Annotated in this window: 26 protein-coding genes and 1 pseudogene; 21 read left to right on the top strand and 6 right to left on the bottom strand. The window is 65.7% G+C overall.

What is annotated here, in order from left to right; all coding sequences use genetic code 11:
- Positions 1-58: 58 nt before the first annotated feature.
- The 3 genes from CG51_RS06245 to clpX all read left to right on the top strand — a co-directional run bounded on the left by CG51_RS06245 (position 59) and on the right by clpX (position 4,396).
- A complete protein-coding gene (locus CG51_RS06245) occupies positions 59-2,170 on the top strand; it encodes a TonB-dependent receptor domain-containing protein (protein ID WP_051930132.1) in 2,112 nt (703 codons plus the stop codon).
- A 192-nt stretch (positions 2,171-2,362) separates the two neighbouring features.
- The gene (locus CG51_RS06240; protein ID WP_035743195.1) at positions 2,363-2,992 is read left to right on the top strand and encodes an ATP-dependent Clp protease proteolytic subunit; all 630 of its coding nucleotides are present in this window, start codon (positions 2,363-2,365) and stop codon (positions 2,990-2,992) included.
- Positions 2,993-3,130: 138 nt separating this feature from the next.
- On the top strand, positions 3,131-4,396 hold the full coding sequence (gene clpX, locus CG51_RS06235) for an ATP-dependent Clp protease ATP-binding subunit ClpX (RefSeq protein WP_035743193.1): 1,266 nt from the start codon (positions 3,131-3,133) through the stop codon (positions 4,394-4,396).
- A gap of 786 nt (positions 4,397-5,182) precedes the next feature.
- Here clpX and CG51_RS06230 read toward each other — a convergent pair.
- Positions 5,183-5,479 carry an ArsR/SmtB family transcription factor gene (locus CG51_RS06230; RefSeq protein ID WP_051930130.1) on the bottom strand — a complete coding sequence of 99 codons (297 nt, stop codon included), beginning with the start codon at positions 5,477-5,479 and terminating at the stop codon, positions 5,183-5,185.
- Between the two features lie 101 nt (positions 5,480-5,580).
- Between CG51_RS06230 and CG51_RS06225 the strand changes: the two genes are divergently transcribed.
- A complete protein-coding gene (locus tag CG51_RS06225) occupies positions 5,581-6,828 on the top strand; it encodes a glycerate kinase type-2 family protein (RefSeq protein ID WP_051930129.1) in 1,248 nt (415 codons plus the stop codon).
- A gap of 6 nt (positions 6,829-6,834) precedes the next feature.
- Here CG51_RS06225 and CG51_RS06220 read toward each other — a convergent pair whose 3' ends face one another.
- The 5 genes from CG51_RS06220 to CG51_RS06200 form a co-directional block, all read right to left on the bottom strand.
- The gene (locus CG51_RS06220) at positions 6,835-7,320 is read right to left on the bottom strand and encodes a flavin reductase family protein (protein WP_035743191.1); all 486 of its coding nucleotides are present in this window, start codon (positions 7,318-7,320) and stop codon (positions 6,835-6,837) included.
- Between the two features lie 62 nt (positions 7,321-7,382).
- Complete coding sequence (locus CG51_RS06215; RefSeq protein ID WP_035743289.1) at positions 7,383-8,084, bottom strand: DUF1045 domain-containing protein; 702 nt, start codon at positions 8,082-8,084, stop codon at positions 7,383-7,385.
- Positions 8,085-8,269: 185 nt separating this feature from the next.
- Positions 8,270-9,349, bottom strand: a complete 1,080-nt coding sequence (locus tag CG51_RS06210) for a zinc-binding metallopeptidase family protein (RefSeq protein WP_035743190.1) — start codon at positions 9,347-9,349, stop codon at positions 8,270-8,272.
- A gap of 309 nt (positions 9,350-9,658) precedes the next feature.
- The gene (locus tag CG51_RS06205) at positions 9,659-11,002 is read right to left on the bottom strand and encodes a DNA-packaging protein (RefSeq protein ID WP_051930125.1); all 1,344 of its coding nucleotides are present in this window, start codon (positions 11,000-11,002) and stop codon (positions 9,659-9,661) included.
- Positions 10,953-11,267 (bottom strand): hypothetical protein, encoded by a 315-nt coding sequence (locus CG51_RS06200; protein ID WP_143412975.1) that lies wholly within the window; start codon positions 11,265-11,267, stop codon positions 10,953-10,955. Before CG51_RS06200 ends, CG51_RS06205 begins: the two co-directional genes overlap by 50 nt.
- A gap of 334 nt (positions 11,268-11,601) precedes the next feature.
- On the opposite strand from CG51_RS06200, the gene CG51_RS06195 reads away from it, so the two are divergent.
- From CG51_RS06195 to CG51_RS06115, 17 genes and pseudogenes are all read left to right on the top strand, one after another.
- On the top strand, positions 11,602-12,702 hold the full coding sequence (locus tag CG51_RS06195) for a TRAP transporter substrate-binding protein (RefSeq protein WP_035743189.1): 1,101 nt from the start codon (positions 11,602-11,604) through the stop codon (positions 12,700-12,702).
- A gap of 76 nt (positions 12,703-12,778) precedes the next feature.
- Positions 12,779-13,318, top strand: a complete 540-nt coding sequence (locus CG51_RS06190) for a TRAP transporter small permease subunit (RefSeq protein WP_035743188.1) — start codon at positions 12,779-12,781, stop codon at positions 13,316-13,318.
- 18 nt (positions 13,319-13,336) lie between these two features.
- A complete protein-coding gene (locus CG51_RS06185) occupies positions 13,337-14,827 on the top strand; it encodes a TRAP transporter large permease (RefSeq protein WP_035743187.1) in 1,491 nt (496 codons plus the stop codon).
- 230 nt (positions 14,828-15,057) lie between these two features.
- Positions 15,058-15,344: pseudogene (locus tag CG51_RS06180) on the top strand (DMT family protein).
- Between the two features lie 300 nt (positions 15,345-15,644).
- The gene (locus CG51_RS06175; RefSeq protein ID WP_035743186.1) at positions 15,645-16,829 is read left to right on the top strand and encodes a phage portal protein; all 1,185 of its coding nucleotides are present in this window, start codon (positions 15,645-15,647) and stop codon (positions 16,827-16,829) included.
- A 4-nt stretch (positions 16,830-16,833) separates the two neighbouring features.
- Complete coding sequence (locus tag CG51_RS06170) at positions 16,834-17,073, top strand: GTA head formation protein, RCAP_rcc01685 family (RefSeq protein WP_035705421.1); 240 nt, start codon at positions 16,834-16,836, stop codon at positions 17,071-17,073.
- 11 nt (positions 17,074-17,084) lie between these two features.
- Entirely contained in the window at positions 17,085-17,666 is a 582-nt protein-coding gene (locus tag CG51_RS06165; RefSeq protein ID WP_051930121.1) for an HK97 family phage prohead protease, read from the top strand.
- On the top strand, positions 17,663-18,820 hold the full coding sequence (locus CG51_RS06160; RefSeq protein ID WP_035743185.1) for a phage major capsid protein: 1,158 nt from the start codon (positions 17,663-17,665) through the stop codon (positions 18,818-18,820). Before CG51_RS06165 ends, CG51_RS06160 begins: the two co-directional genes overlap by 4 nt.
- Positions 18,821-19,028: 208 nt before the next feature.
- A complete protein-coding gene (locus CG51_RS06155; RefSeq protein WP_345995629.1) occupies positions 19,029-19,613 on the top strand; it encodes a head-tail connector protein in 585 nt (194 codons plus the stop codon).
- Complete coding sequence (locus CG51_RS06150; protein ID WP_035743182.1) at positions 19,613-19,945, top strand: head-tail adaptor protein; 333 nt, start codon at positions 19,613-19,615, stop codon at positions 19,943-19,945. The genes CG51_RS06155 and CG51_RS06150 overlap by 1 nt, the downstream gene beginning before the upstream one ends.
- Positions 19,942-20,355 carry a DUF3168 domain-containing protein gene (locus tag CG51_RS06145; RefSeq protein ID WP_035743180.1) on the top strand — a complete coding sequence of 138 codons (414 nt, stop codon included), beginning with the start codon at positions 19,942-19,944 and terminating at the stop codon, positions 20,353-20,355. The genes CG51_RS06150 and CG51_RS06145 overlap by 4 nt, the downstream gene beginning before the upstream one ends.
- A 265-nt stretch (positions 20,356-20,620) precedes the next feature.
- The gene (locus CG51_RS06140) at positions 20,621-20,839 is read left to right on the top strand and encodes a hypothetical protein (RefSeq protein ID WP_035743179.1); all 219 of its coding nucleotides are present in this window, start codon (positions 20,621-20,623) and stop codon (positions 20,837-20,839) included.
- A gap of 111 nt (positions 20,840-20,950) precedes the next feature.
- The gene (locus CG51_RS06135; RefSeq protein WP_035743178.1) at positions 20,951-21,358 is read left to right on the top strand and encodes a phage major tail protein, TP901-1 family; all 408 of its coding nucleotides are present in this window, start codon (positions 20,951-20,953) and stop codon (positions 21,356-21,358) included.
- Positions 21,358-21,672, top strand: a complete 315-nt coding sequence (locus CG51_RS06130) for a gene transfer agent family protein (protein WP_035743176.1) — start codon at positions 21,358-21,360, stop codon at positions 21,670-21,672. Before CG51_RS06135 ends, CG51_RS06130 begins: the two co-directional genes overlap by 1 nt.
- Positions 21,665-21,961, top strand: a complete 297-nt coding sequence (locus CG51_RS21025; protein WP_084695068.1) for a rcc01693 family protein — start codon at positions 21,665-21,667, stop codon at positions 21,959-21,961. Before CG51_RS06130 ends, CG51_RS21025 begins: the two co-directional genes overlap by 8 nt.
- Positions 21,948-22,601: a phage tail tape measure protein gene (locus CG51_RS06120; protein ID WP_035743175.1), complete on the top strand. Its 654-nt coding sequence runs from the start codon at positions 21,948-21,950 to the stop codon at positions 22,599-22,601. The genes CG51_RS21025 and CG51_RS06120 overlap by 14 nt, the downstream gene beginning before the upstream one ends.
- A 9-nt stretch (positions 22,602-22,610) precedes the next feature.
- Positions 22,611-23,234 carry a DUF2460 domain-containing protein gene (locus CG51_RS06115; RefSeq protein WP_035743174.1) on the top strand — a complete coding sequence of 208 codons (624 nt, stop codon included), beginning with the start codon at positions 22,611-22,613 and terminating at the stop codon, positions 23,232-23,234.
- The last annotated feature ends 242 nt before the right edge of the window (positions 23,235-23,476 follow it).

The raw sequence follows: 23,476 nt of genomic DNA, 5'->3' as shown, positions 1-23,476 counted from the left end.
TGCCGTACGCGAGCTGCCAGCAGAAGCCAGCCTTTCGCCGATCTCCGAGAGGACAAAGATGCGACTTCTGCCCCGGCGCCTCAGGCGCGACCTGATGATGAGCGTGGCCGTCGCCGCGCTTCTGGCGCTGCCCGCCCCCGCGCAGGAGGCGGCGGAAGTGACCCGGACAGGAGAGCCGGCAACCGTGCTCGACCGAATCGTTCTCGGCGCAGGGCAACCCAGAGTGGCGACAGACACGCCGCAGGCCGTCACCGTCATCGATCAGCAGGATCTGGACAGCGAGCAGGCCAGCTCCATCGACCAGATCTTTGCCAATGTGCCGGGCGTTCAAGGCGCGGGGGCGGACAACCCGCTGGGCTTCGCCTTCAACATCCGCGGGATCGGCGCCACCGAAACCACGGCCAGCGAATCGCGAATCATCGTCAATGTGGACGGTGTGCCGAAGTTCTACGAACAGTACCGCATGGGATCGTTCTTCTCGGACGTGGAGCTTTACAAGCAGGTGGAAGTCCTGCGCGGCCCGGCCAGCTCCACGCTCTATGGTTCCGGCGCGATCGGCGGCGTGGTGAACTTCACGACCAAGGATGCGTCCGACTTCCTGACGGACGGCAACACCCATGCGCTGCGGTTCAAGGGATCCTACGATTCGAACGGTTCGGGCTGGCTCGGCTCGGTCATCTATGCGCAGAAATACGATGACCGGTTCGAGGTGATCGGCAACCTCAACTACCGCACGATGGATGAATACAAGGACGGCAACGGCGACAGGGTGAAGGGCTCGGACGCCGAGGCATGGTCGGGGCTGGTGAAGGGCACCTATCACTTCGGCCAGGATCTGGACCAGTCCGTCCGCCTCTCCTACCAGCGGACGCAGAGCGACATGAACGAATCGCCCCTGGTGCGGACCGGCGGCGGGGCGCCGATCATCGACACCTTCGGCTACATCAACCGCGACGTGACCGATGACACGATCGTGGCCGAATATGCCAACCCCTTCGTGGACAGCGCCTGGCTCGACCTGAGGGTGCAGCTCTCCTACTCCAGGACGCAGGTGAAGCAGTCCGACCACGTCGATACGTCCGGCGGCTTCGTGACGTGCATGCCCGGCACGCTGGCCGTGGTCTGCGACAGCGAATACGCCTATGAAACGACGCTGGCGAAAGTCGAAAACGTCAGTGAATTCGCCTTTGGCGACTGGCAGAACTACCTGACGACCGGGCTTCAGTTCACTCATCAGAACCGCGTGGCGACCAGCGCCGTCGGTGCACTGAACTTCCACCCGGAGGGCACGGACGACAAGATCGGCGTCTATGCGCAGGCGGAGTTCAACTGGCAGGATCGTCTTGCCATCGTGCCGGGGATCCGCTTCGATTTCGGCGAGCGTTCACCCGGCTCCGGCATTCCGGGGGCGGAAGATGTCTCCGACACCGCCGTCTCGCCGAAGATCGCGGCGCTCTACAAGCTGACGGAGGCATGGGGGATCTTCGCCTCCTACGCACGGACGGAGCGTATGCCGACGCTGGACGAGCTTTACGCCCATGACGCGCGCCGGGTGCCGAGCCTCGACCTGGCGAAGGAAAAGGCCGATACGGTGGAGGTGGGCGTGACCTATTCTGCCCAGGGCCTGCTGGATGCGGATGACAGCCTCGCGCTCAAGGGCACGCTCTTCCACAACGATATCGAAAACCTCATCGCTTCAAATACCGGTTACCAGTCCGTGAACGGAGTGGTTCCCCGGTATCTCAACATCGACAACGCGAAAATCTGGGGAGGGGAGCTGGAAGGTGCCTATTCCGCGGACCGGTGGTTCGGAAGGCTGGCCTATTCGCAGGTCAAGGGCGTGAACAAGGACACGCGGGAGACGCTTTCGACCATTCCGGCGGAACAGGTCTCGCTCACGCTCGGCGGTCGGTTGCCGGAGCACAATCTTGAATACGGCTGGCGCGCGACCTACGTCGATTCCATCACGACGACGCTGGGGCATTTCTCCTCCTACGATGTCCACCGCCTGTTCGTGAGCTGGAAGCCGGATACCGGCGCGCTCGCCGGATTCACAGTCGATTTCGCCGTGGATAACGTCTTTGACGAAGATTATCGAAACAATCTCTACCAGGACAACGGGCGCGGACGCACATTCAAGCTGTCCATGACCAAGCAGTTCGACTGGTAGACACGAACCCGGCCGCCGGTGAGGTGCCTGGCGGGCAGGCGGAAGGCCCCGGGGTTCCCTCGCCGGGGCCTTTCGAATTACCCGCAGTCGCGTCATTCGCAGCGCGGCCCTTGCGGGGGTCCGAACGCATGACTAAGACTCTAGAAAGAGATCCGTGATCTATTAATCCTCCAGACCAAGGCAGGGCGGAAAATGAGAGACCCCATCGACACGTGGACCAACTTCATCATCCCGACCGTGGAGGAAACCAACTCCCGCGGATCCATCCGCTACGACATCTTCTCCCGTCTGCTGAAGGAGCGGATCATCTTCGTCGCCGGTCCCGTGCAGGATGACATGGCGACGGTGATCGTGGCGCAGCTTCTGTACCTTGAGGCGGACAACCCGAACAAGGAAATCTCGATGTATATCAACAGCCCCGGCGGTGTCGTGACCTCCGGCCTGTCGATCTACGACACGATGCAGTACATCAAGCCGAAGGTGTCCACCGTGTGCATCGGGCAGGCGGCCTCCATGGGGTCTCTCCTGCTCGCGGCCGGGGAGCACGGGATGCGATTCAGCCTGCCGAACAGCCGCATCATGGTTCACCAGCCCTCCGGCGGGTTCCAGGGTCAGGCGACGGACATCATGATCCACGCCCAGGAAACCCAGAAACTGAAGGACCGGCTGAACGGGATCTACGTCAAGCATACCGGGCGCAGCCTCAAGGAAGTGGAGGATGCGCTGGAGCGTGACCGCTTCATGTCGGCCGAAGATGCCAAGGAATGGGGCCTGATCGATGAGATCGTGGCGGATCGGGGCAAGATGGAAAGCGGCAAATGAGGCGAAGCGGCGCACATTGCTGCACCGCAGCCATTTTGGCGTTGTGAAGAAAACAGGGCTGTCCTAGACTTTTGGGGCAACCCTCGTCCAGCCGGGACGTTACTCCGGGTCTTGGCATAGGAGCCGCAGAGGTATCACATGGCGAACAACTCCTCCAGCGACAGCAAGAACACGCTCTACTGCTCCTTCTGCGGAAAGAGCCAGCATGAGGTGCGCAAGCTGATCGCCGGCCCGACTGTGTTCATCTGCGATGAATGCGTCGAGTTGTGCATGGACATCATCCGGGAGGAGACGAAAACCTCCGGCCTGAAATCCGCCGACGGCGTGCCGACCCCGCGCGAGATCTGCAAGGTTCTGGACGATTACGTCATCGGCCAGATCCATGCGAAGCGCGTTTTGTCGGTGGCCGTGCACAACCACTACAAACGGCTCAACCACGGGGCCAAGTCGTCCGAGATCGAGCTTTCGAAATCGAACATCCTGCTGATCGGTCCCACGGGGACGGGCAAGACCCTGCTCGCGCAGACGCTGGCCCGCATTCTCGACGTGCCGTTCACCATGGCGGACGCGACCACGCTGACCGAAGCGGGCTATGTCGGGGAGGATGTGGAGAATATCATCCTCAAGCTCCTTCAGGCGTCTGAATACAACGTGGAACGGGCGCAGCGCGGAATCGTCTATATCGACGAGGTCGACAAGATCACCCGTAAATCCGACAACCCCTCCATCACGCGCGACGTGAGCGGGGAGGGGGTGCAGCAGGCGCTGCTGAAGATCATGGAGGGCACCGTCGCCTCCGTGCCGCCTCAGGGCGGGCGCAAGCATCCGCAGCAGGAATTCCTGCAGGTGGACACGACGAATATCCTGTTCATCTGCGGCGGCGCTTTCGCTGGGCTGGACCGGATCATCGCCCACCGGAACAAGGGGTCCGGCATCGGCTTCGGAGCCGAGGTCAAGGCCAACGACGAACGCGGCGTAGGCGAGTTGTTCCGGGAGCTGGAGCCGGAAGACCTGCTGAAATTCGGCCTCATCCCGGAGTTCGTCGGACGTCTTCCGGTGATCGCCACCCTGTCCGACCTCGATGAAGAGGCGCTGGTCACCATCCTGACGGAGCCGAAGAACGCGCTGGTCAAACAGTACCAACGGCTTTTCGACATCGAAGGGGTGAAACTCACCTTCACCGAAGACGCTCTGAAAGCCATCGCCTCGCGTGCGATCAAGCGCAAGACAGGTGCCCGCGGTCTCCGCTCGATCATGGAGGATATCCTGCTCGATACCATGTTCGAACTTCCGGGCATGAATGGCGTGGAAGAGGTCGTGGTGAATGAAGAAGCTGTGACCGCGGGTGCGAAACCGCTTCTCATCTATACAGAGCCGAAGAAGGAACCGGCCACTGCCGGGTGATTTCTGCTAAGAATGAAGAAGGGGCGGATCCTTGGATCCGCCCCTTTTCATTCCAAGACCGCGTATCTTCGCGAGAATCTTCGGGTGCCCACCTCGCTCCGAACGCGTCCGGACCGCCTTCGATCCTGTGTTGAAGGCAATCGATTCCCTTCCTTCCAGTTTTGCGCGTTCACCCCTCGAGGCGAAACCGGCTTCAAAGTCATGCCTTCCATGACTTCGGCCGATTCCGCTCTTTCACGAAGGTGGACACACCGGTCCCACGGATTCACGGGCATTCAGCGGACAAGGCCCGTTATGATGCCCCTCGTTATTATACCCATGCCGCGGATAAGCACGCTCGTTTGAAAAGCGGAAACCGGGGCGCTTCAAGTCGGGAGTTGTTGGCGGCGAAAGACGCCACCTGCCAAATTCTCCGCATGGGACAAGCCGTGACCCCCTTGGCGCGCGATTACCGCAACGGTAGCTCCCTCACATGCAAGATGCATGATCCATTGCCTTATATTGACGATCCACTGAATTTAACGATCACGGGTCTGCGCCAATATCGGAAATCCGCTCCGAAATGATAGGGAATGGCGGGAAGGGGTGGAGGCCCGGCTGACCTTCTTGCGATTGCGGACGATTTTCGTTGATAGACCTCAAAGCCTTTTGAGAAACCGTTAAAGCGTTGCCACCCGGCACGAAGCCGTCCAGATTACCACCCAACCATTGGATTTCTCGCAAGATGGAATGTCCGGACGATGCTCCTTCGATCTGTTGAACCGCCAACGCATGGACAGGTGGCTGTCACTCCATCGCGAACAGCCTGCAGATAGCGCGGATATAATGCTCCATTTCCCCCGGAACCAGCGAGTAATAGATCGCCTTACCCTCGCGCCGCGGCTCCACCAGCCCTTCCATGCGCAGACGCGCGAGCTGCTGGCTGACCGCGGCCTGACGGGTGTTCAGAAGTTGCTCAAGTTCCGTTACGGATTTTTCGCCCGTCGTGAGGTGGCAAAGGATCATCAGCCGCCCCTCATGCCCAAAGGCCTTCAACAGCGCGGCCGCGAACGGTGCGCGCGGCGCAAGTTTCGACGGGTCCATTCCCTGCGTCGCGGCGGTCCTGCTCGTCACGATACCCAACTTTTGCCTGAAATCCCGCGGCTTTTGGATCGCGCCGCGTCTATCTTCTGGAAGTAGAGCCCATGCCGTCAGGGACAAGTTGTTCGCCTACCGTATCCGCCATGCGCGATGAGGCATTTCGCCTCTTTGAAGCGGGCGTTGCCGCTGCGGACCCCGAATCCGCGGTTGTGAAAACGCTTCCTGACCGCAAACCTGATCTGATCGTGGCAGTGGGCAAAGCGGCGCCGGGCATGATGCGAGCTGCTGCGACGCGCTTCGGGCCCGTTCCGGCCATTGTGATCACGCACCGGGAGAATGCGAAAGCCGAACTTCCGCCGGGCGTTCGTCTTTTCCTAGCCGGGCATCCTGTGCCCGATGAGGTTGGCCTCGCGGCGGGCAGAGCGGTGTTGGAGGCGGTGTCCGCGCTTGCTGCCGGGCAGAACCTGCTTGTCCTGGTTTCGGGGGGTGGTTCCGCGTTGCTGCCTGCGCCACCCGACGGGGTGACGCTGGCCGACAAGCGCGAGCTCAATCGCCTGTTATTGGCCTCGGGTGCCGATATCAGCGAGATGAACCTCATTCGTCAGCAGGTCAGCCTGCTGAAAGGCGGCGGCCTGACCCGCGCCGCGGCCCCTGCCGATGTCGTCGCACTGATTCTGTCGGATGTCGTCGGCGATGATCTTTCCGTGATCGCCTCTGGTCCGACTGCGGCGCCTGTCGGCACACGCTCAGACGCGCGGGAGCGGCTCCGGGCGCGCGGTCTCTGGCCGGATCTTCCGGTTGCGATCCGGGCCTGCCTGGAAAGGGAGGATCAGCCGACCGCGGCGGCGTCCAACCATGTGGACAACCGTCTGGTCGGCTCGAACACCCTCTCGCGGGAGGCCATGGCCCGCGCTGCCGCCAACGCTGTCCTAGCGCGAGAGCCGTTGACCGGTGATGTCTCGGAAGCAGCCGCCCGTATTATGGCGGAGGCGGACGGGTCCGGCGTCTGGCTTTGGGGGGGCGAGACGACGGTGCGGATACGGGGAGAAGGCAAGGGCGGGCGCAACCAGGAGCTGGCGCTTCGTGTCGCGCTTCTGGCGGAGCAGGCGGGCTGGAAGAACGACTGGGTATTTCTCTCCGCGGGCACCGATGGCCGCGATGGGCCGACGGAGGCGGCAGGCGCGCTGGTGGACGGGGAGAGCCTCGCCCGGATGCGCGCCGCCGGAATTGATCCGGAGGAGGCGCTGGCCCGGAATGACAGCAATCCTGCCCTCGCCGCGTCGGGCGATCTTGTGATTACAGGGTCGACCGGCACGAATGTCGCGGATCTTCAGGTGATGATCCGCTCCTGACCTGCCTTAGACGAAATTGCCGAAGTGACCCGCATGGAAAACCAGCGGTGCCCCGTCATCATAGGCGGCACGCTCCACCTCTCCGACGATGATGATGTGATCACCGCCTTCGTGCATCGCGTGCTGCCGGCATTCAAAACGCGCGAGACAGCCCTCGATCAGCGGTATGCCCGTTTGGGAGTTCGTTATCGGCACGCCCGTGAAATCGGTGCCCTGCTTGGTGAAGTGGCGTGCGATCTCGTTCTGCCCCGCCGCCAGAACATGGATCGCGAACCGCTCGGCGCCGACGAAAGCCTCGAACCGGCTGGACATTCGGGCGGGCGACCAGAGCACCAGCGGCGGATTGAGCGAAACGGCGGCGAAGCTGTTGGCGGTGATGGCAATCGGACCCGCCGCCGTGTTCGTGGTCACCACCGTCACGCCAGTCGCAAATCTGCCGAGGGCATCCCGGAAGTCGCGTTCGTGATCACGGTCGGGGGTGAAGATCGGCATGGCGGGTTCCTCTGGTCATCCTACCCCGTCACAAAGCACGTCCCCTGCGACGATGCCACCCCTCAGACAGACCCCGAAAGAGGAAACTGGCGGATAAGGCGGAAGCGTCCATCCTCTCCCTCGCCGCAGAGCGACAGGCGGTCGAAGCAGAACGGTTTCGGCAGCAGCGGCAGGACGAGTGGCTCCAGGACCGCCTGCACCTGATCGCAAAGATCCTCAGGTAAGCTGCCGGTCAGGTGCAGACGGAAGCCATCGTCTTCGCCCGGCGAGGCGAAGGGATAGCCCCATTGGCCAAGCAATGACCGTTGCGACCCCGAAAGTCGCGCCGCGTGGCGGCGAATCACGTCGTCAACCAACAGAGGCGCGCGGAAGTGGTCGACCTCTCGTGCGATGCGGGCGGCAAGCAGGTTAAGGGCGATCTCCTCCCGCGCGGGGGCGAGAGCGAACATCCCGTTCACGCGCACCAAGCCGAGGCTGGAGACCTCCACCGCGGCCAATCTTGCGGCCAACGCATCCAGCGCGGCGATCATCGTGGAAATCTGCACTCCATCGATGAGCCGGAACGGTGCCGTGATCCGGCCGTGCAGCCCGTAATTCCCCAGCGCCTCTCCGGGCTCTGCGAGCGATGGAGGTAATCCCGGCACTGCCAAGGGTGGCAGCGCCATCGCCTCGACAGGATCCCAACCCGACCAGGCCGTTCCGAAATCCGCCAGCGCACCGCGGCCCGGCAGGTAAAAGATGGCAAGCTTCCTGTAGTCACTCATCATTCCAACCTCCTGCGGCACCCCTGCCGGGGGCCGCGGCTCCCCTGTCTGAAAGTATAGGTTGCCTAAGAATCGCTTCCCGCGGATCAAGGGCGGTCGGAGTGATTTCGATCCGGGTTTCGGACGAATGCGACATTTTGCGTCGCCTTCGCCCGATGTTTCCGCATTCGTCGAATTCTGACACTCTATGGTTGAGCGCGAAGTTGTCGGATACGGTTCGACTGTACGAGCTTGTGGATGTAACTCAGCTTCTCGATCACCTTGGGACTCAGCACGAAAGGATAGAGATCGGGCTGCCCCATTGCGCGGTTGAGGCTGTTGACAGCGAATGTCAGGGGCAGCCAGGCGTCGATCAATGGTTCGAACCGCCAGGCGCGGTGCGGATCCACATCCACCGAAATCTCTGCGTCGGGATCACCCGTCACGGCCGCGTTTACAGTGATGCCGAAGGCGCGCGCCATCTCCAGCGTGTCGATGATATGAAGGTAATGCGCCCAGGTTTCCGCCCAGTCCTCCCATGGATGCATCGTAGCGTAGGCGGAGATGTAGTTTTCCTGCCAGTCGGGCGGCGCGCCGTTCTGGTAGTGACGGTCGAGCGCTTCCTGATAACTCTCCCGATCATCTCCGAAGAGTGCCCGGAAGTCCTCCAGATGCCCGCCATCGCGGACCAGGATGTCCCAGTAGTAATGGCCCACCTCATGACGGAAATGGCCAAGAAGCGTGCGGTAGGGCTCGTGCAACTCCTCCTGCATCTTGGCGCGGAACGCGTCGTCCGCTTCGTTCAGCGAGAGGGTGATGACACCGTTGTCATGGCCCGTGACCACCTTTTCCCCGCTTGCCGGATCATCGGCAAGGAAGTCGAAGATGAGGGGCTCCGGCGCATTGCTCGCGGCCGTGGGCGCGGGAAGGCCGAGTTTGATGATGCTGTAGAACAGTCGCCGCTTCGCCTGCTCCATCTTCTGCCAGAGCGCGTGGTTTTCCGGTGAGGAGATATCCGGGATCGTCCGGTTGTGCTGGCAGGCGAAGCACAGCGTATCCTGACTGTCGGTGGTGACCATCCAGTTGCACGCGCTCTGCTCCCAGTTGGCGCAGAAGCGATAGAGTGTGCCGGGATTGGCCATCGCGGTCCAGTTTGGACCGTCGGGCGCGACGGATGACATCTCCCCCTGATCGGGAAGGTAGCCGAGCGTCATGCCGCATTTCACGCAGGCGGTATTTTCGAAATAGACGACTTGCTGACAGTTCTGGCAGTGAAAGAGCTTCATGGGGGCCTCCGGGGCGCGTTCCAGCCTCGCGCAACGCGACAGGCCGAGGGCGGTTCCATTTGTCGCACCCGTGTTTGTCGGCGTGTTCATCGGCAGGGCGCGATGGCGGGGTCGCTTCACCTGCCGTTGTCGGGTTGCCTGTAGGGCCGCGCGTGGCTGCGTCGCAAATGCGGGCAACGGAAGGACGGAGAGGGCGCCGCAACCTACGGCGGCGCGGGGGACGCCCCCCGCGACCCCCGGCGTCGCCCGCGCGCCCATGCCACCGCGCCCGTTCCTCGGAGCCGTTCCTCAGGCCCGTTCCTCAGGCGGTCACAGAAGCCGGATGCCCGGCTTCCGCCAACCCTGTGCCGGAACGATCATCAACTCCGTCAGTGCCCATACGAGCGCGTCAAGCCGGTCTGGGCTGCCGCGCCCCTCATAGCCTTGGGCGGTCATGCGGCACATCTGGTCCTCCAGCCGGTCGAGCCCCGGCATGTGGCGCACGCGGCCCTGCTCGTAGAGCGCGGCCACCGGCTCGGCCCGGGCGGCCTTGCCGCGGGAGGCGCGGACGGCGCGGAACGGCACCAGCGGGTCGATGGAGCGCAGCAGGCTCTCGACCAGATCGCCGCCTTGATTGACTTCCGCCACCACCCGTTCCGCGCCGTGCCGCTCTGCCGCCGCGAGTGCGGCCCGCGCCCACCGGTCGGGGGAGGCGGCGGAGACGGAGGCGTCCTCTATCACCACCGCCCGCCAGTCCTGCGGCGGACCTTCGGCGACCACCCCGGCCACCACGATGCCGCAGTCGTCCGAGCCGCCGTGGCCCGTCACCGGCGGATCGACGGCCACCACGACGCGGGTGAGGGGGGGAAGCTCCCGCAGCCGCGCGCGGTCCAGCAGGACCGCCGTCCAGAGTGCGCCTTCCGCTTCATCGACAAGGAGGCCGTCCAGCTCCTGCCGTCCGAGGCGCGTACCGGCATAGCGCGCGCGGACTTCGCTGAGGAACGACGCCGCCAGATGCGCGCGATTGGCCTCCGTCGGCGCATGTGTGACGGTGGTGGATGCGTTACGCAGGATGTCGCGCAGCACGCCCACGTTGCGGGGTGTGGTGGTGACGACCTGCCGCGGCTGATCGCCAAGCCGGAGGCCGAACTGGAGCATGTCCCAGGTGTCGGAGGCCTTCTTCCACTTCGCGAGCTCATCGACCCAGGCGCAATCGAACTGGGGGCCTCGCAGGCTTTCCGGGTCGTGGGCGGAGAAGATCTGTGCCACGGCCCCGTTGGGCCAGACGAGCCGCCGCCGCGTCGCTTCCCAGACCGGCATCCGGTCGGGGGGAGAGCAGGCGAGGATACCGCTTTCGCCGAACACCATCACCTCGCGAACCTGTTCGAGCGTCTCTCCGACCAGCGCAACCCGCCGCGACCGGCCGGGAAGGAGGGGGCGCGCCCCCTCCACCTCCGACCTGATCCATTCCGCGCCGGCGCGGGTCTTGCCCGCCCCGCGCCCTCCCATGATGACCCAGGTCTTCCAGTCCCCCTCCGGCGGAAGCTGATGCGGCAGCGCCCAGATCTCGAAAAGCCACGGCAGAGCCGCGAGCGCATTGGGCGAAAGCCCCTCCATGAAGGACTCAAGCGTCTCCGGCGTCGCGGAGGCGAGCCAGCCTGCGGCCGATCTCATCCCGTGCCGCATCGAGGTCGAGTGCGCCTCCTCCGGTCCCGCCGGTTTCCTGCCTGCGAAGTTTGTCAATCTTTTCCCTTTCCGTGATGACTGCGAGAACGATCTTGCCGAGTTCGCGGACGTAGGAGTTCGCCTCCTTCACGCGCCCGTCCTCCCGCGCTTCGCGCATGGTTTCGGTGAAGACTTCGATTGCCGTATCGTAGAGTTCCATCACCTCCGAGAGCACATCCCTCGGTGGCGTTTCGTGTGTCGTCAGGTCTGGCATATGCTGCGCCCTGTGCCCCTCAAGCCCCCGCCCGAGCGAATTGAAAAAGCGGCTCGGATCGCCCCGGCCGCCTGCACAATTCTCCAGCATGTCCGCGACCATGCCTTGCAACGGGCGAAAAGTCAAGATTAATGTGTTGTAAATAAACAATATTTCATTAATCGTCCGTGCGCTGCGGCGATGCGCCCAACGCATTGACGCAACGGCAACCGTTGCAGGGGTGCATATTCTGACGGGGCCATAATGCGAAACGCTTGCGAGACAACCGCCTCACGTGCTTTTGTTCGCTACCCGGACCGGGGAGAAGAGGGCCGGGATCAAGGGAGGATAAAACTTGGATCGTCGTTCGTTCATCCGCCGGGCTGGCGTAGCCGGGACGGGTGCTGCACTTCTTGCCGCGCCCGCCATTGCCCAGACCGCACCTCGTATCAACTGGCGCCTGACGTCGGCTTTCCCTAAAAGCCTCGACACGATCTATGGCGCTGCCATCGACATCACCAAGCATGTCTCGGAAGCCACGGACGGCCAGTTCACCATTCAGGTCTTTGCCGCGGGCGAGATCGTACCGGGCCTTCAGGCCGCTGATGCGGTGGGCGCGGGCACGGTCGAGATGGCGCATACCTGCTCCTACTACTCGGTCGGCAAGGATCCGACCTTCGCACTCGGCACAGCGATGCCCTTCGGGCTCAACGCGCGGATGACCAATGCCTGGCTCTACGATGCGGGCGGCACCGATCTGCTGAACGAGTTCTACGCCCTCCACAACATCTATGCGCTGCCCGCGGGCAACACCGGCACCCAGATGGGCGGCTGGTTCCGCAAGGAAATCAAGACGCTTGCCGATCTCGACGGGCTGAAGATGCGCATCGCCGGCATCGCCGGACAGATCATGTCCCGCCTCGGTGTGGTCCCGCAGCAAATCGCGGGCGGCGACATCTACCCGTCGCTGGAAAAGGGCACGATCGACGCGGCCGAATGGGTCGGCCCCTATGACGACCAGAAGCTCGGCTTCCAGAAGGTGGCGAAATACTACTACTATCCCGGTTTCTGGGAAGGCGGGCCGGTGGTCCATGCCTTCATGAACAAGCAGAAATGGGAAGAACTGCCCAAGCCCTATCAGGGCGCGCTGACCGACGCCTGCGCCTATGCCAACACGCAGATGCTTGCCCGCTACGACGTGCTGAACCCCACGGCGATCAAGCAGCTTGTGGCGGATGGCGCCGTGCTGCGGCCGTTCAGCCAGGAAATCATGGCCGCTGCCTTCGACGCTGCCAATGCTCTCTATGACGAAATCGGCGCGAAGAACGAGCACTTCAAGAAAGTGCACGATTCCCAGGCTGCCTTCCGCAAGGAGGCTTATCTGTGGATGCAGGTGGCGGAATACACCTACGACACGTTCATGATGACGCTGCAGCGGTCGGGCAAGCTCGGCTGACAGGCGACATGGAATGGCCGGGCACAGTCCCGGCCGTTTGCTTTGCGGCCCGGTGCGCGCGGGTCAGGAGGTTCCAGTGAAAGCTCTGCTCGCCCTGAGCGGTCTCATTGACCGCATCAACGAGTTCTTTGGCAGGATCGGCGAGTATCTCGTCCTTCTCTGCGCCCTTGTCAGCGCGTTCAACGCGCTCATCCGCTACACATTCCATATCAGCTCGAACGGCTGGCTCGAAATCCAGTGGTACATGTTCGCTTTCATCGTCCTGATGGGCGCGTCCTATACGCTGAAGAAGAATGAACATGTCCGGGTGGACCTGATCTACGGCGCGATTTCCGAGAGGGCGCGGCTCTGGGTCGATCTGTTCGGGATCATCGTGTTCCTGCTGCCGTTCTCCATCTACTGCGCCTGGCTCAACTGGCCGGTCTTCGTGCTGTCGTGGCAGCAGGGAGAGGTGTCGCAGAACGCGGGAGGCCTGATCCGCTGGCCGGTGAAGCTCATGCTGACGGCCGGGTTCGCTTTGCTGGCGCTTCAGGGCATCTCTGAACTCATCAAGCGCATCGCGGCGCTCCGGGGGATGATCACCCTGGAGACCAAATACGAAAAGCCTCTCCAGTAGGACCGACAGGACAGACGCATGTTTCACTATGGCCCCATGCCGCCGCTGATGTTCCTGTGCATGATCATCTTCATGCTCTACGGGTTTCCGGTGGCTTTCTCGCTCGGCGCAGCCGGGCTGTTCTTCGGCGCGCTCGGCATTCTGACGGGTCACTTCGACCCGGCCTTCCTGTCGGCGCTGCCCTATCGTTTCTTCGGCATCGTCTCCAATGACCTCCTGCTGGCGATCCCGTTCTTCACCCTGATGGGCGCGATCCTCGAACGCTGCGGCTTGGCGGAGGATCTGCTGGAGGGGACGGGCAAGCTCTTTGGCGGCGTGCCGGGCGGCCTCGCCGTGGCGGTGGTGCTGGTGGGCGCGGTGCTCGCCGCCATCACCGGCACGGTGGCGGCCTCGGTCATCACCATGGGCCTGATCTCACTCCCCGTGATGCTGCGCTACGGCTACAACCCGCGGCTCGCCACGGGGGTGATCGCGGCATCGGGGACGCTGGCGCAGCTCATCCCGCCCTCGCTCGTGCTGGTCGTGCTGGCTGACCAGCTCGGAAAATCGGTGGGCGATCTCTACATCGGGGCGATGGGTCCGGCGGCGGTGCAGGTGTTCATCTTCCTGTGCTTCATCGGCCTCGTCGCCATCTTCCGCCCGCACTGGGTGCCGCCCCTGCCGAAGGAAGTGCGCGGCGATCTGGACCTCGCGCTGGTCTGGAAGGTGGTCAAGGGCATCGTTCCCTCCATCGTGCTGATCTTCCTCGTGCTCGGCACCATCTTCCTCGGCCTTGCCACGCCGACGGAGGCCGGGGCGCTCGGGGTTGTCGGAGGGCTGATCCTTGCCGCCGCCCATCGGCGGCTGACATGGAACCTGCTGCGTCAGGCCATCGGCGCCACGGCGCAACTCACCTCGATGGTGGTGTTCATCCTCATCGGCGCGACCGTGTTCACGCTGGTCTTCCAGGGGATGGACGGTGCTCTGTGGATCGAGCATCTGCTGACCTCGCTGCCGGGCGGGCCGATCGGCTTCCTGCTCTTCGTCAACGTATTCATCTTCTTCCTGGCCTTCTTCCTCGACTTCTTCGAGATCGCCTTCATCGTGGTGCCGATGCTCGCCCCGGTGGCCCATTCGCTGGGGATCGACCTCGTGTGGTTCGGCGTGCTGCTCTGCATCAACCTGCAGACTTCCTTCATGCACCCGCCCTTCGGATTTGCGCTGTTTTACCTGCGCTCCGTCGCGCCCCGGACCGTCAAGACGACGGAGATCTACATGGGTGCGATCCCGTGGCTCGTCATGCAGCTTCTGCTGGTGGGCATCGTGATCTTCTGGCCTGAACTGGTCACGGGTCTGCTGCCCGGCCAGAACAATGTCGATCTGGATACGATCCGCATCGAGCTTCCCACCGGCGAGGGTCTTGGCGGCGGTGGCATCCCTGGCCTTGGGGGAGACGGCGGTATTCCGGGCCTCGGCGGATCCACGGAACCGCCGGGTATTCCGGGTCTGACTGGGCGCGGCGGGAACTGACGCCTCCGGTGAAAAGAAAGCCCGCGCCCTTGCGCGGGCTTTTTACTTGCCTGGCCGCATTCTGCCTGTCGGCATTCCCCCTTGAGCATCTGGGCCGCTGCAAGACCTTTTCCAAAAGGGCGGTATCGCACGCAAATATCGGTTTGATTTTCCTACAGGCGGGGGATGCTGCCGATGCCCACTCTTCCCTAAGTGCTGTCGATCCTGTTCTGACCGTCTCGAACGCCTTCATGACCTTCGCATGGTATGGCCATCTCCAAAGTCCCGCGCGGCCGCTCTGGATCGCGGTCATGTCCTCCTGGGGGATCGCCTTCTTCGAATACTGGTTTGCGGTGCCGGCCCACCGGATCGGGCGTGAGGTCTATTCCGCGGCTCAACTCAAGGCGCTACAGGAAGTCATCACTCTCCTCGTCTCCAGCGGCTTTTCGGTGCTCCACCTGAAGGAAACGCTGAACGGAACCGCGCGATTGGCTTTGCGCTGATCGCGGTAGGTGCGGTCTTCGTCTTTCGGGGTTAGTTCGTCACCCGTGGTCAAAACGGAGAAGCCAAGGAGACGCCCGTCATTCCTCTTCCCCCGGTGACGCCGGGGGTCGCGGGGGGCGTCCCCCGCGCCTGCGACCCCGTCGCAGGCCGCGTCACGGGCGTTGTCACAGGCTCCCTTGCTGACCCCCTCGCACGCGCTGTCGCAGGCGCTTCCGCATGAGACGCGGGTGTTGCGTCCAGCGGCGGGCGCAACGCGCGGTCGGTTAGCGGGATCGCAGAACTTCCCGGTCATCTTGCCTTCAACGAGACGCGGTTCGTGAAGGGAGTGGCCGGCATGATGTTCGATTTCCTGCGGCGCGGGGCAGAGGCCCCGCAGGAACAGAAGGCCTCGGCTGCCGGCCGGGTGATGGCGCGCAGCCCGATGGGCAGCATCGCGGGCGGGCAGGTCGCCTGGACGCCGCGGGATACCGGCTCGCTGACCCGCGCGGGGTTCCTCGGCAATCCCGTCTGCTTCCGCGCGGTCAAGCTCATAGCGGAATCCGCCGCCGCGCTGCCGCTCGTCCTCCAGGATGCGGAGCGGCGCTACGACCGCCATCCGGTGCTCGACCTCATCCGAAGGCCGAACGGTGGACAGGGGCGGGCGGAGCTGTTCGAGGCGCTGTTCGGTCAGATCCTGCTGACCGGCGACGGCTATGTGGAGGCAGTCTCCGGTTCCGCGCGCATCCCGGCGGAGCTTCATGTGCTCCGCTCCGACCGCATGGTGCTGGTGCCGGGGCGGGACGGCTGGCCCGTCGCCTATGACTACACCGCGGGCGGCGCCAAGCTGCGCTTCGATATGACCGGCGAGACGCAGCCCATCTGCCATATCCGCGCGTTTCACCCGCAGGACGACCATTACGGCTTTTCGCCACTGCAGGCCGCCGCGACCGCGCTCGATGTGCATTCGAGCGCCTCCCGCTGGTCCAAGGCGCTGCTCGACAACGCCGCGCGTCCCTCCGGCGCCATCGTTTACAAGGGCGCGGACGGGCAGGCGGCGCTGACGCCCGATCAGTATGACCGGCTGGTCACAGAGATGGAGTTGCACCATCAAGGCGCGCGCAATGCCGGTCGGCCCATGCTGCTGGAGGGCGGGCTGGACTGGAAGCCGATGGGCTTCAGCCCGTCCGACATGGAGTTCCACCAGACCAAGGAAGCCGCCGCGCGGGAGATCGCCACCGCCTTTGGCGTGCCGCCCATGCTGCTCGGCATCCGGGGGGACGCGACCTACGCGAATTATCAGGAGGCCAACCGCGCCTTCTTCCGCCTGACGGTGCTGCCGCTGGTGACGAAGGTGACCGCCGCCGTCTCCTTCTGGCTGTCCGATTTCACCGGCGAGGCGGTGGAGCTGCGCCCCGATCTGGATCAGGTGCCCGCCCTTGCCGACGAACGCGACCAGCAATGGAAGCGCGTGGGCGAGGCGGCTTTCCTGACGGATGTGGAAAAGCGCGCGCTCCTTGGCCTGCCGCGTCTCGCGGATTGAGGCCGTGACGCGCCCGAAAGGCGGATCGCGCTTCCTCTACGACAGTTTCGACGCTGCCGCCCTCAGGATCGAGGCGAACGAACGCGTCGCGGAGGAGCGGTGGAGCGCGCTCGAATACCGGCTGGGCCAGATCGAAACGGCGCTGGAGCGGCTGGAGAAGCGCATGTGGGTCGGGGTCTACGGGATCGCGGCCTTCATGCTGGCGAAAGGGGCGGAGGCGCTGGTCGCTGCCGCCATGCGATGAGGGGATCAGGAATGCAGGCGGAAGGGGAACTCGAACGCAAGTTCGCGGTGCCGGGCGCGCTGACGGTGACGGACGGCACGAGGATCGAGGGCTACGCCTCCGTCTTCGGCGTCCGCGACCGGGGAGGGGACGTGGTGATGCCGGGGGCCTATGCCGCCTCGCTCGCCCGGATGGCGGCGGCGGGGCGGCGGGTGAAGCTCTTGTGGCAGCACGACGCCGCCCAGCCCATCGGCATCTGGGACGAGATCGTCGAGGACGCCCACGGTCTTCGCGTCAAGGGCCGGTTGCTGGCCGAGGTCGGCCGGGGCCGCGAGGCGGTGGCGCTGCTGGAGGCGGGGGCTATCGACGGGCTCTCCATCGGCTACCGCACGCTCCGCAGCGATCGCGGGCCCGAGGGGGAGCGCCGGCTTCACGCGCTCGATCTGTGGGAGGTGTCGCTCGTCACCTTCCCGATGCTGCCGGAGGCGCGGGTCGCCCAGAAGGCGGCGGAGACGGACATGGCGTCGCTTCTCGCGCGCATGACCGGAGAGATGCGCGCCGCCCGCATGCGGCTCGCCAGCAGCGGAACGACCATCACCAGGAGGGACGAATGACACAGACCACGCCGGGGCCACTCGATATGGCCATCACCGGCTTCATGAGTGAATTCAAGGACTTTCAGGGCGACATCGCCAAGGCTTTGCAACAACAGGAAGAGCGTCTGAACATGCTGGATCGCAAATCTCTCACCGCCCGTCGTCCCGCCCTTTCCGGCGCGGAGGAGGCAGGCGCCCCCCATCTGAAGGCATTCGACGCCTATCTGCGCACCGGTGACGATGCGGGCCTGCGTGGGCTGGTGCTGGAGGGCAAGGGCCTCAACACGCAGGTCAACGGCGAGGGCGGCTTCCTGGTGGACGGTCAGACCGCGGACCGGATCCGCGCAACGCTGGGCGGCACCGCTTCCCTTCGTGCGGTCGCGACGGTGGTGAATGTCGAGGCGGGCTCTTTCGACGTGCTCGTCGATCAGTCCGACATCGGCTCCGGCTGGATGGCGGAGACGGAGGTGATGGAGGACGCCCACACCCCGCAGATCGAGCGCATCTCCATCCGCCTGCATGAATTGTCCGCCATGCCCAAGGCCTCGCAGCGGCTGCTGGACGACAGCGCCTTCGATATCGAGGGCTGGCTGGCCGAACGCATTGCCGACCGCTTTGCGCGGGCGGAGGCGCAGGCCTTCATCTCCGGTGACGGGGAGCAGAAGCCGAAAGGAATCCTCGCCCATCCGACCGTTCCCGCCGATGCTTGGGAATGGGGCCGGATCGGCTATGTGCCGACCGGGGCCGCGGGCGACTTCGCCGACGTGAACCCGGCGGATGCGATCGTGGACCTCGTCTATGCGCTTTCCGCCCGCTACCGCGCGAACGCGACCTTCGTGATGAACTCCAAGACCGCCGGTGCCGTGCGCAAGATGGAGGACACGGACGGCCGTTTCCTGTGGTCGGACGGGCTGGCGGCGGCGGAGCCTGCGCGGCTCATGGGCTATCCGGTGCTGATCGCGGAGGACATGCCGGACATCGGTCCCGGCGCCACGGCCATCGCCTTCGGGGATTTCCACGCGGGCTACACCATTGCCGAACGGCCCGACCTGCGAGTGCTGCGCGATCCGTTCTCGGCCAAGCCGCATGTGCTGTTCTACGCCTCCAAGCGCGTCGGCGGTGACGTGAGCGACTTCGACGCGATCAAGCTGCTGAAGTTTGCGACGCAGTAACGGAAACAGCCATCGCGGGCGGCTTTTGGGCGGCCCGTGAGTCCCGCGCCTTCGGGCGCGGGCGAACGGACGCGCGCCGGGGATCCCGTCGTCCAGTCTCCTCCTCCGCCCGGGCGGACGGGAGGCGCGCGTCCGGCACGCCGGAGGAGGGCGGCGGACCAGTGCGGAGAAGGAACACGGACATGCGTAAATCGGGGGACAAGCGATGATGTTGACGGAACGCGCGGCGGTGCCAGCCTCCGCCCTGCCGGTAGGCGCGCTGATCGACCACCTGCGCCTTGGCACCGGCTTCGAGGAGGAGGCGCGGAGCGATGCGCTGGCGGAAGGGTATCTGCGCCGTGCCATGGCGGCCGTGGAGCGGCGGACGGGCAAGGCGCTGCTGACGCGGGAATTCGCGCTCACGCTCTCCTGTTGGCGCGACGCGGCGGCGGAGCCGTTGCCGCTCGCCCCCGTGAGCCGGGTGATCTCCGTCACGATGACGGACCGGACGGGGCGGGAGAGCGCGGTGGCGGAGAGCCGCTGGCGGCTGATCCGCGATCTCCAGCGTCCGCGCCTCGCGGCAACCGGGGCGGCCTTGCCCGCGGTGCCGCAGGGCGGCGGCGTGGAGGTGGTGTTCGAGGCCGGTTTCGGCGGCTGGGCGCAGGTGCCCGGCGATCTGGCGCAGGCAGTGCTGCTGCTCGCCGCCCAGTATCACGAACTGCGGGAGGAACGGGAGACCGGCCGCCCGATGCCCTTCGGGGTGGAGGCGCTGCTCCAGCCCTGGCGCACCGTCCGTCTGCTGGGGGGTGCGTGATGAGGCGGCTTACCCGTTGTCTGGATCTTGAGGGGGAGGAGCGCGCAGCCGATGGCGCAGGCGGATACGCGAGCCGCTGGCACAGGCTGGGCCGCGTCTGGGCGGAGGTGAAACCCGGCGCGGGCCGCGAGGCGGGCGCGGAGTTTCTGACCATCGCCACCGTGCCCTATCGCGTCACCGTCCGCGCCGCGCCTCCCGGCGATCCGCGCCGCCCGCTTGCGGGGCAGCGCTTCCGGGCGGGAAGCCGCGCGCTCCGCATCCTTGCCGTAGCCGAGGCGGATCGGGCGGGGCTCTACCTCACCTGTCACTGCCATGAGGAGGTGCCGTCATGAGCTATGGAACCGCAGGCGCGTTGCAGGCGGCGATCTGGGAGCGGCTGGCGGGCGATGCGGCCCTCTCGGCGCTGATCGGCGGGGCCGTGCACGATGCCCTGCCCCCCGGCCCGCTGCCGGAGACCTACGTGGCCCTCGGTCCGGAGGAGGTGCGCGACCGGTCCGACCAGACCCACCGGGGCGCCGAGCATGACGTGACGCTGAGCGTAGTGACGGCGCGGGCCGGTCTGGGCCGCACGAAGGAGGTCGCCGCGCGCGTGTCGGACGCGCTGCTGGCGACGCCGCTCACCCTCGCACGCGGGCAGGTCGTCGGGCTGTGGTTCCTCCGCGCCCGTGCCCGCCGGATCGACAATGGCGCGGGGCGGCGGGTGGACCTGACCTTCCGCGCGCTGGTGGAGGACACCGGTTGAGGCACCGGCGGGGGGGGGGGAATGCGGGGTTGGATTGGCGGGCGCGGTCGGAGCGCGGGGCGGAAGGACTGCTTTCAACGGCGGATCGTCTGCCGGTCGAAGCACAGGCGGGGTCGAAATGCCTGGCGGGGTCGAAGTGTTGGGCAGGGTTGAAGTGGGCGCGGTCGGCGCGGGGCGGAAGGTCCGAGCCCGATGGCGGGCCATCCGGCAGCCGGCGCTTCCCGCATTAGCACCCACAACGATGCGGTGCGCGGGTGGAAATCTGATGTTCCGCACGCTCGTGGAGGACACCCGCACCCGAGGCGCAGGCCCAGGGTCGGGGGGGGGCGTGGCCGTGGCCGAGTGCCGGAGCCGGGTGTCGGAGCCGGGTGTCGGGGCCGGCGGGAGGTCTGACCCCGATGGCGCGTGGTCCCTCAACAGCACGCGGACGCCCTGCGCCGTGGAGCGGCCCGCTTCCCGCATCCGCCCGCAGGTTCCGCGCTGATCGCGCCCCCGGACGGACCTTTCGCACAGCCTGAAACAGTTCGCGCCGCCGGACGGACCGGCGGAGTGACGAGACGCGCCCTCTGGCGGCGCAGGACAAGGGAGATGACCGATGGCGGCACAGAACGGCAGGGATCTGCTCATCAAGATCAACGTGGCGGGGGCGTATCAGACCCTTGCGGGGCTTCGGGCGACCCGCATCGCCTTCAACGCGGAGACGGTGGATGTCACCAGCCTCGAAAGCTCGGGCGGCTGGCGGGAGCTGCTGGCGGGGGCGGGGGTGCGCTCGGCGAGCGTCTCCGGCTCCGGGGTGTTCCGGGACACGGCAGCGGACGAACGCGCCCGCGCGCTGTTCTTCTCGGGCGAGATCCCCCGCATCCAGGTGGTGATCCCCAGTTTCGGCGTGGTGGAGGGGGCGTTCCAGATCACCGCGCTGGAATATTCCGGCAGCCACAACGGCGAGGCGACCTATGAGCTATCGCTCGCCTCGGCGGGCCAGATCGGCTTCACGGCGCTCTGATGGCGAATGCATGGGCGGGAGAGGTCGCGCTGGTCATCGACGGGCGGCGGCATGTGCTGAAACTGACGCTGGGCGTACTGGCGGAGATGGAGGCCGCGCTGCCGGAGGAGAGCCTTCCCGCCCTTGTCCGCCGGTTCGAGGAGGGGCGCTTCACCACGCGCGACGTGCTCGCGCTGATCGTGGCGGGGCTGCGCGGCGGCGGCTGGCAGGGCACGGCCGCGGATCTGCGCGGTGCGGAGATCGCCGGCGGTCCCGCGGGGGCGGCGAAGGTTGCGGCACGGCTGCTGGTCGCGGCCTTTGCTCCCGATGCGTGAGGGGGGCTTTGACTGGGCAGGATTGCTTCGCGCCGGATTGCGCGCGGGGCTGCTGCCAGCACAGGTCTGGACGCTTACTCCCTGGGAACTGGCGCTCCTCACCGGGCGCGGCGGCGCACAGTCGACATTGGGCCGGACGGGTCTGGAGGCGCTGATGCACGCCTTTCCCGATGACCCCGTGCCCGATGACCCCGTGCCCCACGACCAGAGCCCCATGACCGCGCCTGATGACCGCATGGGAAACGACCCTACGGATGAACGGATGGAGGGACAGGATGACGGCGATTGATGCACTGGCCGATGAGATCGCGGCGCTGGAGGTAAGCCTCGGCGGTGCCCGAACGATGGCCGCGGCCTTTGACGGCGAGTTGCAGGGGATGCGGACAAGCCTCGCCGGGACCGCCCGTGAAAGCGCGCGGCTGTCGGACGGCATGGGCCGGGGCGTGCGCCGCGCCTTCGACGGCATCGCGCTGAACGGCGAGAAGCTGTCGGATGCGCTGGAGGGGCTGGGGCGCTCCATGGTGGGCACGGTCTACAACATGGCCATGCAGCCGGTGCAGCGTGCGGCGGGGGACATGCTTTCCGGGGGAATGGAGGCCGCGCTGGCAGCCTTCCTGCCCTTTGCCACGGGCGGCGGATTCGCGGGCGGCAGGGTCATGCCCTTTGCCCGGGGAGGTGTGGTTTCCGCACCGACGACCTTCCCGATGCGGGGCGGCGCCACCGGCCTGATGGGAGAGGCGGGGCCGGAGGCGATCCTGCCGCTCGCCCGCGGCGCGGACGGCAGTCTCGGCGTGCGTGCGGGCGGCGGGCAGGCGGTCAACGTCACCGTCAATGTCACCACGCCCGATGTGGACGGCTTCCGCCGCAGCCGGAGCCAGATCGCCGCGGAGATGGGGCGCGCCCTCTCTCGCGGGCAACGCAACCGGTAAGGAGGGATCATGGCCTTTCACGAAGTGCTCTACCCCGCGCGGCTGAGCTACGGCTCCACCGGCGGACCGGAGCGGCGGACGGAGATCGTCACGCTCGCCAACGGGTTCGAGGAACGCAACACCCCCTGGGCTCATTCCCGGAGGCGGTATGACGCAGGCGGCGGCCTGCGGTCGCTTGACGATGTGGCGGTGCTCGTCGCCTTCTTCGAGGCGCGGATGGGGCGGCTGCATGGCTTCCGCTGGAAGGACTGGGCCGATTACAAATCCTGCCCGCCCAGCGCCGCGATCAGCGCCACGGACCAGCAGATCGGCCTGGGCGACGGGGTGGAACGGTCGTTCCGCCTGACGAAGCGCTATGCCTCCGCCGGGTCGGCCTATCTCCGCCCGATCACGAAGCCCGTCGCGGGCAGCCTCCGCGTCGCGTTGGAGGGCGGAGAGGTCACTGCCTGGGAGGTGGACCGGGAAAGCGGCGTCGTGACCTTCGCCGCGCCGCCGGCACGGGGGGTGAGTATCACCGCAGGTTATGAGTTCGACGTGCCGGTGCGCTTCGACACCGATCAGATCCGCACTTCCGTCGCGACCTTTCAGGCAGGCGAGGTGCCCGATGTGCCAGTTGTGGAGCTGCGGCTGTGAGACGCGGGAGACCGTTTCACGCGCCCGCAGCGGCCGGCGGGCCTCCGCACGGCATCGCCCATACGGTGGCCGGCGGCAGACCTCTCGGCAACGGCTCATGGCGCGGCAGACGCCGATGCGAGGGAAGACCCGATTCAGAGGGTGAACGACACTCTGCATCGGGCCGGACTGGCAGCAGGCCATCGGGCAACGGGGCGTGGCGCGAGGGGAGACCCGGTGCGGGAGGGCCAGTCACGCACTGG

Origin of the sequence: Haematobacter missouriensis (assembly GCF_000740775.1) — a bacterium.
GTDB lineage: Bacteria > Pseudomonadota > Alphaproteobacteria > Rhodobacterales > Rhodobacteraceae > Haematobacter > Haematobacter missouriensis.
The sequence above is the reverse complement of the archived record's forward strand: the minus strand, read 5'-3'. Positions and strand labels throughout refer to the sequence as shown.